Consider the following 13,998-nt stretch of genomic DNA (forward strand, 5'->3'; position numbering starts at 1 on the left):
TACAAACCTCTTTGCTTCCCTATTGCTCCTATTTTTGCCATAATAGAAGAAATATAAATAAAGGTTGGGATACAATGAACATTCGTATTACTGATGAAGCAAAAGCAGCTATACATAGATTAGAACGCGAAGATAAAAAGATCGTTCGCATTAGAGGAACAATGACGAACTCTTGTAGTATTTTCGTTGATGTCGATTTAATTTTGGATACATATAACGCAGATGATGTTGTATATGAAGATGCAGAGCTTATCGTACAAATGGATTCATTCACGAAAGATTACACTGGTGATACAGTGAAACTTGATTATAAGACGACAGGTTTTAGTATTACAACTCCTAGTGAGACGTTAGTTTATGGATTGTCGATTAAAAAATAAAAATTGTTTTTATTTGACCACCGAGGTGAAAAATGGGTAATTATGTTCCGTTAAAATTTTTATTTAGCGAAGAATTAGCAGAGAAAATAGCTGATTCTATTTGTAAACACGATCCTAATTTTTCTAAAAGAATCTTTGTAGATTCTGTAACATGTAAAGTTGAAAATTTAGAGTTAAAACAGCGTATTGAAGTAATTGCAGATGAATTACACAATGCTTTACAAAAAGATTTTAATGCCGCAATACATATATTACTGAAAACATTAGGACCAGAAAATACAACAGAAGTAGGCACGTTTCCAAACGGATATATGTACATGCCTATCACAAAATACGTTGAAAAATATGGTCTGAACGATTTTGAAATCTCATTCAAACAAGAGAGCAAGAAAACAAGTTGAATAAGAACGAGCTTCTTTCGACAATTTGGCTACTCATCATCGCTGGACATGAAACGACAGTTAATTACATAGAGAAGTCAACGTCTTTTTTATTTTAGGGGAACTTGTTTTGTTAATTTGATATTTACAGTTAAGTGAAGTGACATTTGATTCTCATAATCCGTATTATCTGAAGTTAATAAAGTCTATTACACTCTCTTCTTTAGGAACGTTTCCATAATATCTTTCTTAAATTTTTCATAATCAAACTGAAAAGCTACATTATGCGTTTTATAGCCTGGATTAGTAACAAAACGAAAATCTGCAATGCTTTGACCAAATCCTTCTCCTTGATCAGGGATTACTTTAATAGGTACTCTTGAAAGACTAACAGCGTCTTGATTTAGCAAATACCAAACTGTTACAAAATCATGCATAGGACTTCCACTTATACCAGGATTAGACTTGGAATAGAAATTATAATAATAATCTAGCATAGGTTTGATGATGAGCCCTGCAGAATCCTGTGTATTCCGATGAAATGCATCTATTTTCCGGACCATTTCAGGTGTAACAATTGCATGTTGAGTCACATTTAAAGGAATAATTGTCAAGTTCTTTGCATGCTGCAGAATTAAGTTTGCTGCATAAGGGTCTGCATAAAAGTTAGCTTCAGCCACGGCAGTTACGTTACCTGGATAGAAAAAAGCTCCCCCCATGCAAATGCATTCTCTTACGTTTCGCATTGTTTCTAAATTCAATACAAAAGTTGTAGCTAGCGAAGAAAGTCTCCCTAAATTGATAATGGTAAGATCTTCTAAATTTGATTGTATAATTTGATAAATATCATTTAGAGAATAAACTGGATATGAAATTTCAGGAGGAATGATAGGTCCTAATCCGACTTTTCCATGTACTTCAGGGAAATACTGAATTAATATACCTGTCAACGGTACAGAAGCACCAAGGAATACAGGTATCTCTTCTCTTCCTGCAATGTACTTCAAATAGTTAATATTTCTTATTACATTTTCTCTCGATACATTTCCATAATCGGCTACAATTCCTAAAAGTTGAATGTCTTTACGAAAAAAGGTGTACAGTATAGCAAACGCATCATCAATCCCTAAATCTGTAAACAGGAGAACCTTTTTCGGCATATCTCTTCCTCCAAAATTTATAGAATCCTACTTTCACTAATGATGTAGTGAGTAGACTACACTTGTATGTATATATTTTATGTATTCTTAAAGAGTGGATTCTATTCACTTGAAATAGTTTTGCTTATCTAAATCTGATATTATATTCAAGCACAAAATACATAAGGGTATTAGAGATATGGAAAAATCTGTTGTTATTGAGGAATTTACATCGGATTGGGCACTACAATTAGGGCTCACCATATCAAAAAAGAAAATTGTACGTTTAGACACAAAATTAACATATTTTGATTAGCTCCCTGTACGTTAAGGAATTAGTTTCTATATTTGAGGAGATGTATGTGACAGGTGTATATTTAGGGGAATCTAATATTCACCATTCAAATATGATAGAATAGAAGTATATCCAAAACGGAGGAATAACAAATGAACTCAAACACAAAACAGTTTATTTATGATATCCAGCAAAGAAAGAACAATTATATAGAAAATGCTCTAATAGCAATACAACACCCTAAAAAAGAGCAATCTGAACAGGTCATTCAAAATATAGTAGAGAAGATGGATATGATGATTAGTCTAGTTACTACGTACATGAGGATTGAATCTGGATCTACGGAAGAATTAAAAGAACTTCAGAAAGAAATTATCCATGCTCAAGCATATATCCAAAAACGAAAATTTGAAGAAACACAGAGATAAAACCCTGTGTTTTTATTTGATTTATAATGCTAATCTATTATAAATCAAATTACATGTGATTATTGTTTTAGCATAATCCATACAATTTGTTGAATGCGTACAATATATGGCACCGTATCTTCAATGAGCAAATGATCTAGTTTCACATCCTTTAATTTACCTCTTATATTGCCTCTTACAGTTTCAATAACCACATGTTTACCAATTACTGATTGTAATGTCTGATATACATAGGGATTAGGCACACTTACCATATTTTGTTTACTAAAGTCATTTCCCTCCAAATAACTCATTCTATAAGACTCCTTTCTAACTTGCATTCTTTCTACTAATATATGATATAAATCTTATAAATATGCTAGAAGGATAATTCATTATATGGACGGAAATAACATTTTAATAGGGTACGGTTTCTATTTCTACATTGCTAAAAAAATGATTTATATAAAGTTACTTTTACTAGTTAATAGGAGATGATAAAGGGATATTTTGAATATACATCTAGGTTGTTCCTTTCTGGTTATGTATCATTTTAAATACGCCCTTTATTAGAATAGTGCTCATACTTTTTTTGAGATTCTTTCGTAATACGTGCGTTAAGTAAAATTGCTAACAATAAAAATACTCCATATTTTCCGCCTGTAGCTCCTATGATAATCACACTACTACAAACAAGTACAATTAATAGGATAAACGAAACTAAATAAATACGATCATAATTCTTTGACATCTTCTCGTATTTTATGCGTTCTTTCCTTGCATCCATTTTAATTCCTCCTTTAGATGATCCATTTCACTCTCAGATAAATCTCGCCCTTAAAAAGGAAACAATCTATCGTTTTAAATAATTAGTTTGTTTTTTTATCAACTAATTTATATAACGTAAAAAGAAATCCTACCAATATTAAGCTTTCCACCATGATAATCTCCATCCTCTCCTTCCTTTTAACCCCAACACATCAGATAAAAGTTATGTATATCCCATATTAGCTGCAGCAAGCAAAAAGGATCCCCTTTTCTTAAAGGCTGATCCTTTTCTCCTTGCATGCAACTATTTTTACCTATTCTTGATTAATTAGAATAATAGCTGGTCCATCTACACGAATTCCACCAACTTCGATTTTTTCATAAGGCTCAACTGTAATAGAAATAATCCCTTCTCGCTTCTTTAATTCATTACTTAATTCTTTTGTTAACATTTTTTTCATGTGCGGACTCCTTCTTACTGCTTAATTTACTATTGTTATGTAAATAAAATAAAAAATGGTTTCTTGGTCTGGAAACCATTTTTTGTAGTTTACCATATGGTGTTACCAGTTCGTTTATCAATTTTACGTAAAGAAGATAAACAATTACTATTCACTGTCTCAGTAGATGTAAGGAACTCTTAAAGCTGGCGGTGAGATTGATTGTTTTTTCTTCTAGAAATAATGACTTAGATAGTATATTACCTAAAACAATGAAAGCCCTACCTCTCTTTCATCCTTACGGCTCCTTGTCCGTGCCAGTGTGAATCAGGATTGCAAAAATCAAGTGACTATTTAATCGAATTATTTAATGAAACTTCGAATGTTCGTAAAATAAATTTAAAAATAAAAATGGATTAGATTGAAGTAATAACAAAAGAGGTTCCTACTCTAAAAGTGAGTTGAAGAAATTGAATGTCTTTGAAATGATTTACTTTTAATACTCATCATATTCTCGAAAAATTCAGGATGTTTTCGGGAGATATAATACATTATCTATAATAAACCTTAACAGAAACTTTTTATTTGATTTTCAGTGATTCCTTTAATTAATTCTAGTTCACTGACCAAAAACTTATATGCATCATCCAACAATTTTTTTTCACTTGTATTCAGTGTTTTTTCTTTCTTCATACGCATTAAATCGCGTACAACTTCAGCACCTTCTTGTATTTCACCCGTTTTTATTTTGTCCGTGTTCACTTTATGCCTTTGTTTCCACGGCAGTAATTTACATGATTCTTCATGCTGAAAAATGTGTATAATGTGTTTTAATGCAAGTATATCCGTAACTGGGCGTATATTCGAATTCAATATTTTACCCGTAGGAATCATGACTTGCATATTACTGATTGACATTTTGATGACATAATACTGTTGTTTTTCCCCTGAGAATTCTTTTTCTTCTATGGCTTCAATTATACCTGCTCCGTGCATTGGATAAACAATGTTATCGCCAATTTGAAACATATAATCCACCTCCATATGTGGTAACCTTTTCAAGCTTAACACATATGTTGTTTTTTATCAAATATTTAATAATATCATAATTTTATTTTAAGTGTCAATTACTTTTTTCTTAAAAAGTTAAATCAAGTAAAACAGCCGCAAAACACCAAAGAGCGTTCCAGATTTCCAATAAAAGAAAAGGGAATTCATACGCGTATCTACTAAATTCCCTAGCTCTTGATCAAAGGACTTTCACTTACTTATCCCGAATATATAAATAATCATTCTCGAAGGAGCGAATTTATATGAATCTATCCGAACACGAAACATAAAACCGTTCCACTTTCATAAGAGGCCCTCCCTTTTTCTTTTCTCATCATTTCATTCATTAAAAAATAGGAGGACAAAATTATGAAACGTGATCCATTATTTTTAACTTTATTAGAAAGTGCAAATACACATTTTAGCGGCTGGGATTTTTCTTTCATTTCAGAGACGGGTCGAATGAAGAGCGAGCCTTTATCTTGGTCATACGACAGCACTGCTTTCCAGCTTATGCAGCGTGCAGAATCAATGCTAGATATGGGCACTGGCGGCGGAGAGTTTTTATCTATGTTACAACCATTCCCGTCAAATATTTATGCGACGGAGGGTTATGCTCCAAATGTGCCAATTGCTCGGAAGAAATTAGAACCTTTAGGGGTTACAGTGATAGAGGTAACGGATGATACTGCTTTACCATTTCAAGATGGTCAGTTTGATTTAATCATAAATCAACATGAATTATATGCCGCCTCTGAAGTAAACAGAATCCTTTCTCCAAATGGAATTTTCCTTACACAACAAGTTGGTGGTCTCGATTGTGCGGAACTAAATGAGCAGTTTAGCGCACCGCTAAATAACGAATTTGCAAATTGGTCTCTCGAAGCAGCATGTAGTGAGTTAGAGGAAAATGGATTTACTATTTTAGAAGCAAAAGAAGAATTCCCTTTCCAATACTTTTATGATATTGGCGCTATCGTCTATTATTTAAAAGCAATTCCGTGGCAAATTCCTGATTTTACTGTTGAAAGGTACTTTGAGGAGTTATATCGTATACATGAGATTATCTTGCAAAAAGGATATTTTGATGTGAAGCAACATCGTTTTATGATTAAAGCGATTCGCAGCTAATAATATAGAATACTAAATAAAAAAAGAGTGCTTTTCTTAAAAGCACTCTTCTTATAGAATTTACCACTCTTTACGTTCATCACAATCACAGTCACGATCATGATTACGTTTGCGTCGACATTTATCACAATCGCAATCACGGTCACGTTTACAACGACATTCATCACAGTCTCTATGTCTGCATCTACAAAACATTAAATCATCCCAAAACCTATTACAATTTCGAAAACGTCTGAAATTACTATTACATCCCATAACTATAATTCCCTCCTCTTTTTAATAAGACTCCCCCTATTCTATGTTTAAAATTCAAAAACAGCTTGTTTACTAGTCTATTTTTTCTACCTATTCTTATCTTAACAACAAATCAGACGCTAACCACGTAAAGGTTGCGCCTACAATCATTAATATTATTTTAATCAAAATATAAATGGTACTTTAAACATGTCTTTTTCTCAGTTAAATATCTAAAGCAATCAACATAAAAATGCCGCTTACTCTTTTTAAAATATTATCTGCTTGAGTATAAAAATAGTTTTTTCACTTATCTTCTATTGAGAAACAAGTTGTTTTTCATATCTTTTGTTCGCATCATCCTCTGCCAAACATACAGTTGTGTAATGAATAATATTCCGGTTATCATACGTGAATATATGCTCTAACTTTTTTTCTTCTGTTAATACTATCGGTAAGTATTTTGGTAAATTGCTAACTACACCTCTATTATCACCATCTAATATCCAATCAATTTCTTTCCATTCTAATAATCCTTCAGCCGTACGAAATGGTGTATTCATCTGCATTTCATCTGGCAAATCAGCAATGAATACATACATTCCTTCACTAGCCTGGGGCTCATCTTTCCCCTTAAAAACAACAGTCCCTTTATACGTTACACTTGAAAGTTCTATGCCCGTTTCCTCAAACGTTTCTCTAATTATTCCATCGTATGGCGTTTCATTCTCTTCTATTTTCCCTCCGACACCATTCCACATCCCCATATTCGGCTTTTTATTTCTATTTAATAGCAGTATTTTATCGCTTTTTCTAATAAAGCAAATTGTGTACTTGTACATATGATCATTTCCTTTCATTTACACATGAGTTATTTATCTTATTTTCAAGTAAAAACCCTCTCCTTACAATTCCTTACCACATAATATATAGTACAACTTTCATGCGTAAACACTTTACGTCAAACGAGAGAATCTTTTTTAGAAAGGAGAATTTAAAATCGATACTATAAGCAATGCATTTTTAAACCAATATTACAACAGCCTTGTGTGGTTAAACGATACACACTGGTTCGGGGTTCCAATCTGTAAACTTCCCTCTGATCTCTTTTTGTATCAAGAAATTATTTATGAATTAAAGCCCGATTTAATTATTGAATGCGGGACTTTTCATGGTGGTAGTGCATTATATTTAGCTTCTATGTTAGATTTAATTGGAAAAGGTCACGTACTTACTATCGATATAACTCCACAGCCAAATCGGCCATCACATAATCGGATTACGTATTTAACAGCATCTTCTGTTTCTGTGCAGGCCATCCAAACAATAGTAAGTATGCGCAAACCTGATGATGTGATTTTAGTTATTTTAGATTCTGATCATAGTAAAGAACATGTATCCAAAGAACTCTTACTATATAAATCTATCGTCACTACTGGCAGTTATATGATTGTAGAAGATACCTCCATTAATGGAAATCCGCTTCTTCCCAATTGGGGTCCTGGCCCGATGGAAGCTGTGGATGAGTTTTTAACTAAAAACAATAACTTCATAATCGACGAGTCTAAACATAAATTTTTCATATCATTTAATCCAAAAGGTTTTTTAAAGAAAATAAAGTGAAGCTTTAATAAGTGGGGTTTTGCTCCTCCCCCACTTATTCTATCATTTTCATTTTTGAAAAAGGATAATATACAAATTCCACCTTGCCAATTATGTTATCTTCTTCAATATATCCTAAGCCATTGCGACTATCTCTACTTACTTCGCGGTTATCTCCCATTACAAATAACTTATTTGGCGGAATTTTTGTCTTTTGAAAGTTATAAAACACTTGTGTGTTGTTAAATAAATCTTTGTTCGTATATGGTTCTTCTTGTTTTTTATCGTTCACATATACCTTTCCGTTCGTTATGTTAATTACATCGCCAGGAAGTCCTATTACACGTTTCACATAATATTTCGATTCATCCTCTTCCTTTATAATGACAATTTCTCCGTGTTGTAAATTAGAAAGACGTACTGCTGCTTTATTTACAAATACGTAGTCTTCTTCATATAAAGTCGGCTGCATCGATTCCCCTTCCACTTTACATAAAGTAAAAGAATGGTAGCCTATTACCATCACAAATATAAATAGTATGTACTTTCCCCAGCCTCTCTTAATCTCCTTTTTCATATCCATTCCCACCTTATAAAGCGCTTTTTAACTCAAAAAATATATCACTGCACAATATGTTTCCATGCAGTGATACTATTTTTACTGTGCCTTGTTCGGTTGTTCTACTGGAATTGAATTTGCATTTGATCTATTTGTTTTTAATTCAAAATACGCATCCAAAATCTCTTTACCAATCGCAGAATTAATTCCTGATTTATCATCATTCACCCATGGTACAACAACTGAAAAAGCTACTTCCGGATCAGCATCATATGGTGCATAACCGGCAAGAGTTAAATTATAACATTTTTTTCGGTTGTAGTTCTCATCTCTTCCAATATCACTTTCTCCACCATATACTGTCTCAGCTGTTCCTGTTTTTCCGGCTGGTTTATATGGTAACCCTTTAAACGTTCCGGTACCTGTTCCGTCAGCTTCTTGAAAAACTCTTCTAAATCCTTCTTTTACATGATTAATGTACGAAGTGTCCATATCCACTCGATTTAATACAACTGGTTCAATCGACCGAACGACTTTTCCTACATCCTCTGGTCTATTCGGTTGTTCTCTAACTTCTTGTACAATTTGTGGTTTCATTCGGTAACCGCCATTTGCAATTGTGGAAATATATTGCGCAAGCTGAAGCGGCGTGTATGTATCATACTGTCCAATCGCGTAATCAAGTAAAAATCCGGGTATGTTATCAGTTCTACCTACTTGACCGATTGCTTCATTTGGCAGATCAATACCAGTCGACACACCTAGGCCAAATTGTCTAAAATAGTAGCGCATTTTATTAAATGTTTCTTGTTTAATATCTAATGGATTATTTGGGACATAATTAATGCCTGCCATTTTTAAAGCTGTATTAAACATATAAACGTTCGATGAAACTTGTAAAGCTCTTAAATCATCAATATCCCCAAATTCTTTCCACGATTTCTTTGGCTTAGAACTTCCTTTAAAATACATTGGTGTATCAAAGAAATGTGTATATGGCTTAATCGCTTCTGTTTGATATCCAGCTAATAAAGTAGCACCTTTTACAGTTGATCCTAACTCATAAGAACTTGTCATCGTTCCTAATGCATAATCTTCTATTTGCATACCGCCATCTTTATTTACAATTTTCTTTCCTGCCATTGATAAAATTTGACCGTTTTTCGGATTCATCATTACTACGAACGCACGATCCATCATCGGCTCTGCAGCATGAAAAGCTCGTAAATTCTTTTCAAGGCTTCCCTCTACTTTTTTCTGTAAATCCATATCGACTGTTAACATTAAGTTATTTCCACTTTTTCCTTCGGTCACTTTTTCTGTTCGAACAATTTTCCCTGCTTTATCCATAATATTTTTAGACTGTTCTTTCGTTCCATGTAGTGCATCTTCGTATTGTTTTTCAATGTAACTTTTACCAATACGATCGTTTCGATTATACTCACGAACTAAATAATAATCTAATTGTTCTCTTGGCAACCCTTCATTTTCATTAGAAACGCTACCTAGTATAGAGCGAAGTATTTTATCATTTGGGTATTCACGTTCCCAATCTACTGTCGTATCTACCCCCGGTAAACTTGCCAATCTTTCACTAACGACAGCATATTCATTTTGACTTACATCTTTTTTAACGATTTGCGGTGTCATTTTATATCCCGCATTCATTTTGCTTTTAATTACTAATACTTCTATATCTTCCTTTGAAAGCTCATTTAATTCTTCTTGTGTAATTCTTTCCCGGCGCAGTTCTTCTACTTTTTTATCTAATTCTTTTCCTTCTATTTCTTGCCTTCTAAATTTACTCTCATCTTCTTTCGTTACTTTCGCTGCTGCCCGCTTTTCATTTAACTGCATCCAAAAATCTTTCTTATCTGTCTCTGTTAACTTATCCATGTCCTCTTGCGACATTTCAATCAGCTTGGCTAAATCTCTTGCTACTTGTAAAACTTCTTTCGAGTCTACTCCTCTCATTTTCGTATATGTAACGGTTCGCAATGGTTTATTATTTACAATAACGTGACCTTGCCGATCAAACATTTTCCCTCTAGGAACGGGAGTGCTTACCGTTACATCTTCCTTTTTGTTTACTTCATTTCTATACGTTTCTCCATCAATGATTTGTACTTTACCTAATTGAATTATAATAGCTGAAAATAAAAGAAAGACAATAAAAAATAGTACATTTAACCGAAATGGAATATGAGTCTTTTTCTTTTTCGATTGTTTTTTCTGCTCCTTTTTCTGCCTCATTTCGCTCCCTCGCTTCATTCTATTAACATTTCTACGCAAAATCATTATGTATCAAATTTATTTATATGATATATATAGAATTTTATATTAATTACAGAAGAAATAAAAGATTTAATTTTCAGTTTTTTAATTCATTATCCTATTTATTACCATTCCCTTAATGCACAATAACATGAATATTATTCTAAAAGAAAAATGAGGCAAATTGATTTTTATACCATTCGTTTACATTTATTTGTATACTAAAGAAATAAATTCATAAAAGACATTACTTAAGGAGAGAACGAAAATGACAGATTCGTTTATCATACATACTAATACGCCACATTGTTTAAACTTTATGATCTACATTCAAAATATTTATCTCAATCAAAAAGGAAAAAAAGAAAATTTTCGTTTTCCTTACATAACAAAAACATTACATTTCTCCACTGACTTTAAAACAAATTTCAAAGAATTATGGCTGACTCTTCGTAAGTAAACTGCTAACGACAGATATGATTTACAAATTTTTCACGAGGAGAATCATATATTTTATGAGAAGCTTTTTGACGTTAATTTATGTGACGAGGAATCATTTAAAGAATTAATATGTAGTTTTAAAGTATGGTGGACTAGCATAGCAGGTCAGCTTTCAATTGAATATTCCGTAAGTAATTATAGTAAACAACTTTATAATGACTTAGTTTTATACCTAAAACAACACCAAATAAAACCTTCACAACAGCTACATATTAACTTACTTTATGACGACTGTGTATTCGTTAAAGAAAATATTACTTCTTATTCTGCCATTTTACCTACCAAACTCTTTTTTATAAATTATAGAGATGGTGTTACTACATTATCGAAATGTTTTCATATGGCTTAAAACAGCGATTACTCAAATAAAAAAGTGAGGTAGATACCTCACTTTTTTCGATAACTTATTTCATTGAAGATACTCCTTCAACAAATTCGCCAATTTTATTTTGAAAAACAAAATCAAAGTTATATTCTTGCCCAGTTAACTCTTCATTTACTAAGATCGTTGTTGCTCCTATTTCCCTCTTTGCGATTTCCGGGAATGAAGCGACGGGTTGTACTTTTAATGAGGTTCCCATAACGATAAGTACATCTGTTTCATATAAACGTGTTATCGCATTTTGATATTGCGGCAATGTATCTCCGTATAAAACAACATCTGGATTTAAGATGAAATTACACTTCTCGCAGCGAGGCACTTCATGGTCAATCATATACTGCAAGTCATATCCCGCTTTACACTTCGGACAATGTGCAGTTTGAAGTGTTCCATGTAAATCAATGACATGCTTACTGCCACCTAATTGATGTAAACCGTCAATATTTTGCGTTAAAATCGTAATATCTTTCCCTTGTTCTTCTAGCTCAGCTAAAAAGCGATGTCCACGATTTGGTTTATATTGATGGAACGTATTAATTTGAAAGATTTCTTTATAATGCTTCCAAAATTCTTTCGGACTTCTGTTATAGTACCCTCTCGATAAGTACATCTCCACATTCGCATCAGCATACAATCCATTTGCATTTGCTGAACGAAAATCTGGGATACCACTTTCCGTACTTGCACCAGCGCCTGTTAATACTGTAATTTTCTTCGCTTTTTCTAAAATTGAACGTACTTCTTCAAACTTCACAAAAATCACCTCTATGTATATTGCTATACTTATTATACCAGTTGTTTACAGGAGGTGTTGTACAATTCATTTTACTTAATGCGTTGCGCCCCCAACCTCTACAATATCTACTTCAACTGTCATCGTTACTTCGATTGCCAATTCGATCCCCTTACTAATAGTAGAAAGTGACATACTCGGTTGCCCTGGATAGTTACTTGCTTGTTCTGGTAAAAACGGAATGTGAATGAATCCGCCTTTTATTTTCTTATCATGTTTCTCTAGTTCATGCATAAGTCCATAGAATAAGTGATTACAAACGAATGTGCCTGCCGTTTGTGAAACGGAAGCTGGTATACCTTCTTCTTGAAGTCTTTTTACGATTGCTTTCATCGGAAGCGTAGACCAATAGGCAATCGCTCCTTCTTCTACGACCGGTACATCTACCGGCTGATTCCCTTCATTATCAGCAATTCTTGCATCATCGATATTAATTGCGATACGCTCTATCGTAATATCTGGTCTGCCCCCGGCTTGTCCAATACATATAATCATTTCAGGGTTTAGTTCTTCTATATACTCTTTTAATACGCTGATTGATTTTTGGAATACTGTTGGTACTTGTTTACTAATAATCTTGTACTCTCCGATTGTTTTTTCATGCAAACTTTTTGCGACTTCCCAAGCTGGATTGATGCTTTCTCCGCCAAACGGATCAAACCCTGTTAATAATACTGTTTTCATAGTTTTTCCCTCCTAATTAGAAACGATATACTAGGCCGTACATAATAAACATATTGATAATAAAGATTGAAAGAGCTATTGGTACTTGTGCTTTAATAACTGCATTTTTATCTTTTAGCTCTAAAAGCATTGCTGGAACGATATTAAAGTTTGCTGCCATTGGAGTAAGCAGCGTTCCGCAATACCCAGCGAACATACCGAGTGCTGCCATAATTGCGGGGTTTCCTCCGTGCATTTGAACAATTAAAGGTAAGCCAATTCCGCCAGTAATAACGGCAAACGCTGCGAATGCATTTCCCATTACGACTGTGAACAGCATCATACCTAAACAATATGCCATAACAGCAACGAACGGATACTCTGTCGGTAATACTTGTCCGACTAAATCAGAAACGACTTGTCCAACGCCAGATTTCGCGAAAATACCGCCAAGTGCTGCTAACATTTGTGGTAAAATGACAGCCCAGCCGACAGCTTGTAATAGTCTGCTTCCTTCTTGAACAGGCGTTGTTATTTTCGATTTTGTAATACGCATCGCGGCAATGAATGCAAGTAATGCCCCAAGTGCTAATGCAACTAATGTGACTTTATCCGGATCAACAAGAGAAACATTTCCCCATTTAATTTTCCCTAACGTTAACGTACCGATAATTGTAAAAATAGGAATTAATAGTGCGGGCATGAAAACTTTATTTTTTAATTTCTCCGCATGTTTCACACGTTCTTGTACTGGTACTTCTTTCTCTTCTGATTTTGTTACTTTATTTAATGAAGCTAACACGACCATAGCGAGCACGATACAGCCAACGTAAAATGAAGGGATTACATTTCCGAATAAAAACGTAACTGCAAATAACGCCCAAAACAAGCTAGAGCCAAATCGATTTGGATGTTCACGATCAAATGCAATACGAACGGCGATAAAGGCAACGATTATACCTAATACGTAATAAATTGTATCCATTGTGATGATGTTCAT

Annotated in this window: 16 protein-coding genes and 3 pseudogenes; 7 read left to right on the forward strand and 12 right to left on the reverse strand. The window is 33.5% G+C overall.

The genetic code is table 11. The annotated features are described in order from the left end of the window. Positions 1 to 74 precede the first annotated feature (74 nt). From MHI26_RS15560 to MHI26_RS15570, 3 genes and pseudogenes are all read left to right on the forward strand, one after another. Complete coding sequence (locus MHI26_RS15560; protein ID WP_001026191.1) at positions 75 to 380, forward strand: iron-sulfur cluster biosynthesis family protein; 306 nt, start codon at positions 75 to 77, stop codon at positions 378 to 380. A gap of 32 nt (positions 381 to 412) precedes the next feature. After that, positions 413 to 754, forward strand: a pseudogene (locus MHI26_RS15565) (hypothetical protein); the annotation flags it as partial. Further along, positions 748 to 852: pseudogene (locus MHI26_RS15570) on the forward strand (cytochrome); the annotation flags it as partial. The pseudogenes MHI26_RS15565 and MHI26_RS15570, both read left to right, overlap by 7 nt. Positions 853 to 969: 117 nt before the next feature. On the opposite strand, the gene MHI26_RS15575 reads toward MHI26_RS15570, so the two are convergent. Further along, the gene (locus MHI26_RS15575; RefSeq protein WP_001125075.1) at positions 970 to 1,920 is read right to left on the reverse strand and encodes a nucleoside hydrolase; all 951 of its coding nucleotides are present in this window, start codon (positions 1,918 to 1,920) and stop codon (positions 970 to 972) included. 426 nt (positions 1,921 to 2,346) lie between these two features. On the opposite strand from MHI26_RS15575, the gene MHI26_RS15580 reads away from it, so the two are divergent. Beyond that, positions 2,347 to 2,622 carry a hypothetical protein gene (locus MHI26_RS15580; RefSeq protein WP_001087712.1) on the forward strand — a complete coding sequence of 92 codons (276 nt, stop codon included), beginning with the start codon at positions 2,347 to 2,349 and terminating at the stop codon, positions 2,620 to 2,622. Between the two features lie 59 nt (positions 2,623 to 2,681). On the opposite strand, the gene MHI26_RS15585 is transcribed toward MHI26_RS15580, so the two are convergent. From MHI26_RS15585 to MHI26_RS15600, 4 genes are all read right to left on the reverse strand, one after another. After that, positions 2,682 to 2,915 carry a YuzF family protein gene (locus MHI26_RS15585; protein ID WP_000120815.1) on the reverse strand — a complete coding sequence of 78 codons (234 nt, stop codon included), beginning with the start codon at positions 2,913 to 2,915 and terminating at the stop codon, positions 2,682 to 2,684. A gap of 239 nt (positions 2,916 to 3,154) precedes the next feature. Then, complete coding sequence (locus MHI26_RS15590) at positions 3,155 to 3,388, reverse strand: hypothetical protein (protein ID WP_000340032.1); 234 nt, start codon at positions 3,386 to 3,388, stop codon at positions 3,155 to 3,157. A gap of 295 nt (positions 3,389 to 3,683) precedes the next feature. Further along, the gene (locus MHI26_RS15595; RefSeq protein ID WP_000738546.1) at positions 3,684 to 3,830 is read right to left on the reverse strand and encodes a BC1881 family protein; all 147 of its coding nucleotides are present in this window, start codon (positions 3,828 to 3,830) and stop codon (positions 3,684 to 3,686) included. Positions 3,831 to 4,376: 546 nt separating this feature from the next. Next, positions 4,377 to 4,838 (reverse strand): CarD family transcriptional regulator, encoded by a 462-nt coding sequence (locus tag MHI26_RS15600; RefSeq protein ID WP_000486293.1) that lies wholly within the window; start codon positions 4,836 to 4,838, stop codon positions 4,377 to 4,379. Between the two features lie 390 nt (positions 4,839 to 5,228). Here MHI26_RS15600 and MHI26_RS15605 point away from each other — a divergent pair, with 390 nt between their 5' ends. After that, complete coding sequence (locus MHI26_RS15605) at positions 5,229 to 5,990, forward strand: class I SAM-dependent methyltransferase (RefSeq protein WP_061667770.1); 762 nt, start codon at positions 5,229 to 5,231, stop codon at positions 5,988 to 5,990. Between the two features lie 60 nt (positions 5,991 to 6,050). Here the strand turns inward: MHI26_RS15605 and MHI26_RS15610 are convergent, their stop codons facing one another. After that, positions 6,051 to 6,245 carry a hypothetical protein gene (locus MHI26_RS15610; protein ID WP_086407378.1) on the reverse strand — a complete coding sequence of 65 codons (195 nt, stop codon included), beginning with the start codon at positions 6,243 to 6,245 and terminating at the stop codon, positions 6,051 to 6,053. A 296-nt stretch (positions 6,246 to 6,541) separates the two neighbouring features. Further along, a complete protein-coding gene (locus tag MHI26_RS15615; protein WP_000280194.1) occupies positions 6,542 to 7,066 on the reverse strand; it encodes an NUDIX hydrolase in 525 nt (174 codons plus the stop codon). A 157-nt stretch (positions 7,067 to 7,223) separates the two neighbouring features. Here MHI26_RS15615 and MHI26_RS15620 point away from each other — a divergent pair, with 157 nt between their 5' ends. Then, a complete protein-coding gene (locus MHI26_RS15620) occupies positions 7,224 to 7,847 on the forward strand; it encodes a cephalosporin hydroxylase family protein (RefSeq protein ID WP_276308202.1) in 624 nt (207 codons plus the stop codon). 34 nt (positions 7,848 to 7,881) lie between these two features. Here the strand turns inward: MHI26_RS15620 and lepB are convergent, their stop codons facing one another. Both lepB and MHI26_RS15630 read right to left on the reverse strand, forming a co-directional pair. After that, complete coding sequence (gene lepB, locus MHI26_RS15625; RefSeq protein ID WP_000711483.1) at positions 7,882 to 8,403, reverse strand: signal peptidase I; 522 nt, start codon at positions 8,401 to 8,403, stop codon at positions 7,882 to 7,884. 81 nt (positions 8,404 to 8,484) lie between these two features. Then, positions 8,485 to 10,638, reverse strand: a complete 2,154-nt coding sequence (locus tag MHI26_RS15630; protein WP_001249195.1) for a peptidoglycan D,D-transpeptidase FtsI family protein — start codon at positions 10,636 to 10,638, stop codon at positions 8,485 to 8,487. 289 nt (positions 10,639 to 10,927) lie between these two features. Between MHI26_RS15630 and MHI26_RS15635 the strand changes: the two are divergent. Continuing rightward, positions 10,928 to 11,509, forward strand: a pseudogene (locus MHI26_RS15635) (hypothetical protein). A gap of 55 nt (positions 11,510 to 11,564) precedes the next feature. On the opposite strand, the gene MHI26_RS15640 reads toward MHI26_RS15635, so the two are convergent. The 3 genes from MHI26_RS15640 to MHI26_RS15650 all read right to left on the reverse strand — a co-directional run bounded on the left by MHI26_RS15640 (position 11,565) and on the right by MHI26_RS15650 (position 13,998). Continuing rightward, positions 11,565 to 12,305: an NAD-dependent protein deacylase gene (locus MHI26_RS15640; RefSeq protein WP_061667772.1), complete on the reverse strand. Its 741-nt coding sequence runs from the start codon at positions 12,303 to 12,305 to the stop codon at positions 11,565 to 11,567. A 66-nt stretch (positions 12,306 to 12,371) separates the two neighbouring features. Next, the gene (pcp, locus tag MHI26_RS15645; RefSeq protein ID WP_000859743.1) at positions 12,372 to 13,019 is read right to left on the reverse strand and encodes a pyroglutamyl-peptidase I; all 648 of its coding nucleotides are present in this window, start codon (positions 13,017 to 13,019) and stop codon (positions 12,372 to 12,374) included. A 16-nt stretch (positions 13,020 to 13,035) separates the two neighbouring features. Next, on the reverse strand, positions 13,036 to 13,998 hold the full coding sequence (locus MHI26_RS15650; protein WP_001021664.1) for a DUF979 domain-containing protein: 963 nt from the start codon (positions 13,996 to 13,998) through the stop codon (positions 13,036 to 13,038).

This window comes from Bacillus sp. FSL K6-1218 (genome assembly GCF_038006445.1).
GTDB lineage: Bacteria > Bacillota > Bacilli > Bacillales > Bacillaceae_G > Bacillus_A > Bacillus_A thuringiensis_S.

What these genes read in the sequence shown, in the direction of transcription:
- MHI26_RS15560 (WP_001026191.1), top strand. Translation starts at nt 75, where the DNA reads ATGAACATTCGTATTACTGATGAAGCAAAAGCAGCTATACATAGATTA.
- MHI26_RS15575 (WP_001125075.1), bottom strand. Translation starts at nt 1,920, where the DNA reads ATGCCGAAAAAGGTTCTCCTGTTTACAGATTTAGGGATTGATGATGCG.
- MHI26_RS15580 (WP_001087712.1), top strand. Translation starts at nt 2,347, where the DNA reads ATGAACTCAAACACAAAACAGTTTATTTATGATATCCAGCAAAGAAAG.
- MHI26_RS15585 (WP_000120815.1), bottom strand. Translation starts at nt 2,915, where the DNA reads ATGAGTTATTTGGAGGGAAATGACTTTAGTAAACAAAATATGGTAAGT.
- MHI26_RS15590 (WP_000340032.1), bottom strand. Translation starts at nt 3,388, where the DNA reads ATGGATGCAAGGAAAGAACGCATAAAATACGAGAAGATGTCAAAGAAT.
- MHI26_RS15595 (WP_000738546.1), bottom strand. Translation starts at nt 3,830, where the DNA reads ATGAAAAAAATGTTAACAAAAGAATTAAGTAATGAATTAAAGAAGCGA.
- MHI26_RS15600 (WP_000486293.1), bottom strand. Translation starts at nt 4,838, where the DNA reads ATGTTTCAAATTGGCGATAACATTGTTTATCCAATGCACGGAGCAGGT.
- MHI26_RS15605 (WP_061667770.1), top strand. Translation starts at nt 5,229, where the DNA reads ATGAAACGTGATCCATTATTTTTAACTTTATTAGAAAGTGCAAATACA.
- MHI26_RS15610 (WP_086407378.1), bottom strand. Translation starts at nt 6,245, where the DNA reads ATGGGATGTAATAGTAATTTCAGACGTTTTCGAAATTGTAATAGGTTT.
- MHI26_RS15615 (WP_000280194.1), bottom strand. Translation starts at nt 7,066, where the DNA reads ATGTACAAGTACACAATTTGCTTTATTAGAAAAAGCGATAAAATACTG.
- lepB (WP_000711483.1), bottom strand. Translation starts at nt 8,403, where the DNA reads ATGAAAAAGGAGATTAAGAGAGGCTGGGGAAAGTACATACTATTTATA.
- MHI26_RS15630 (WP_001249195.1), bottom strand. Translation starts at nt 10,638, where the DNA reads ATGAGGCAGAAAAAGGAGCAGAAAAAACAATCGAAAAAGAAAAAGACT.
- pcp (WP_000859743.1), bottom strand. Translation starts at nt 13,019, where the DNA reads ATGAAAACAGTATTATTAACAGGGTTTGATCCGTTTGGCGGAGAAAGC.
- MHI26_RS15650 (WP_001021664.1), bottom strand. Translation starts at nt 13,998, where the DNA reads ATGAACATCATCACAATGGATACAATTTATTACGTATTAGGTATAATC.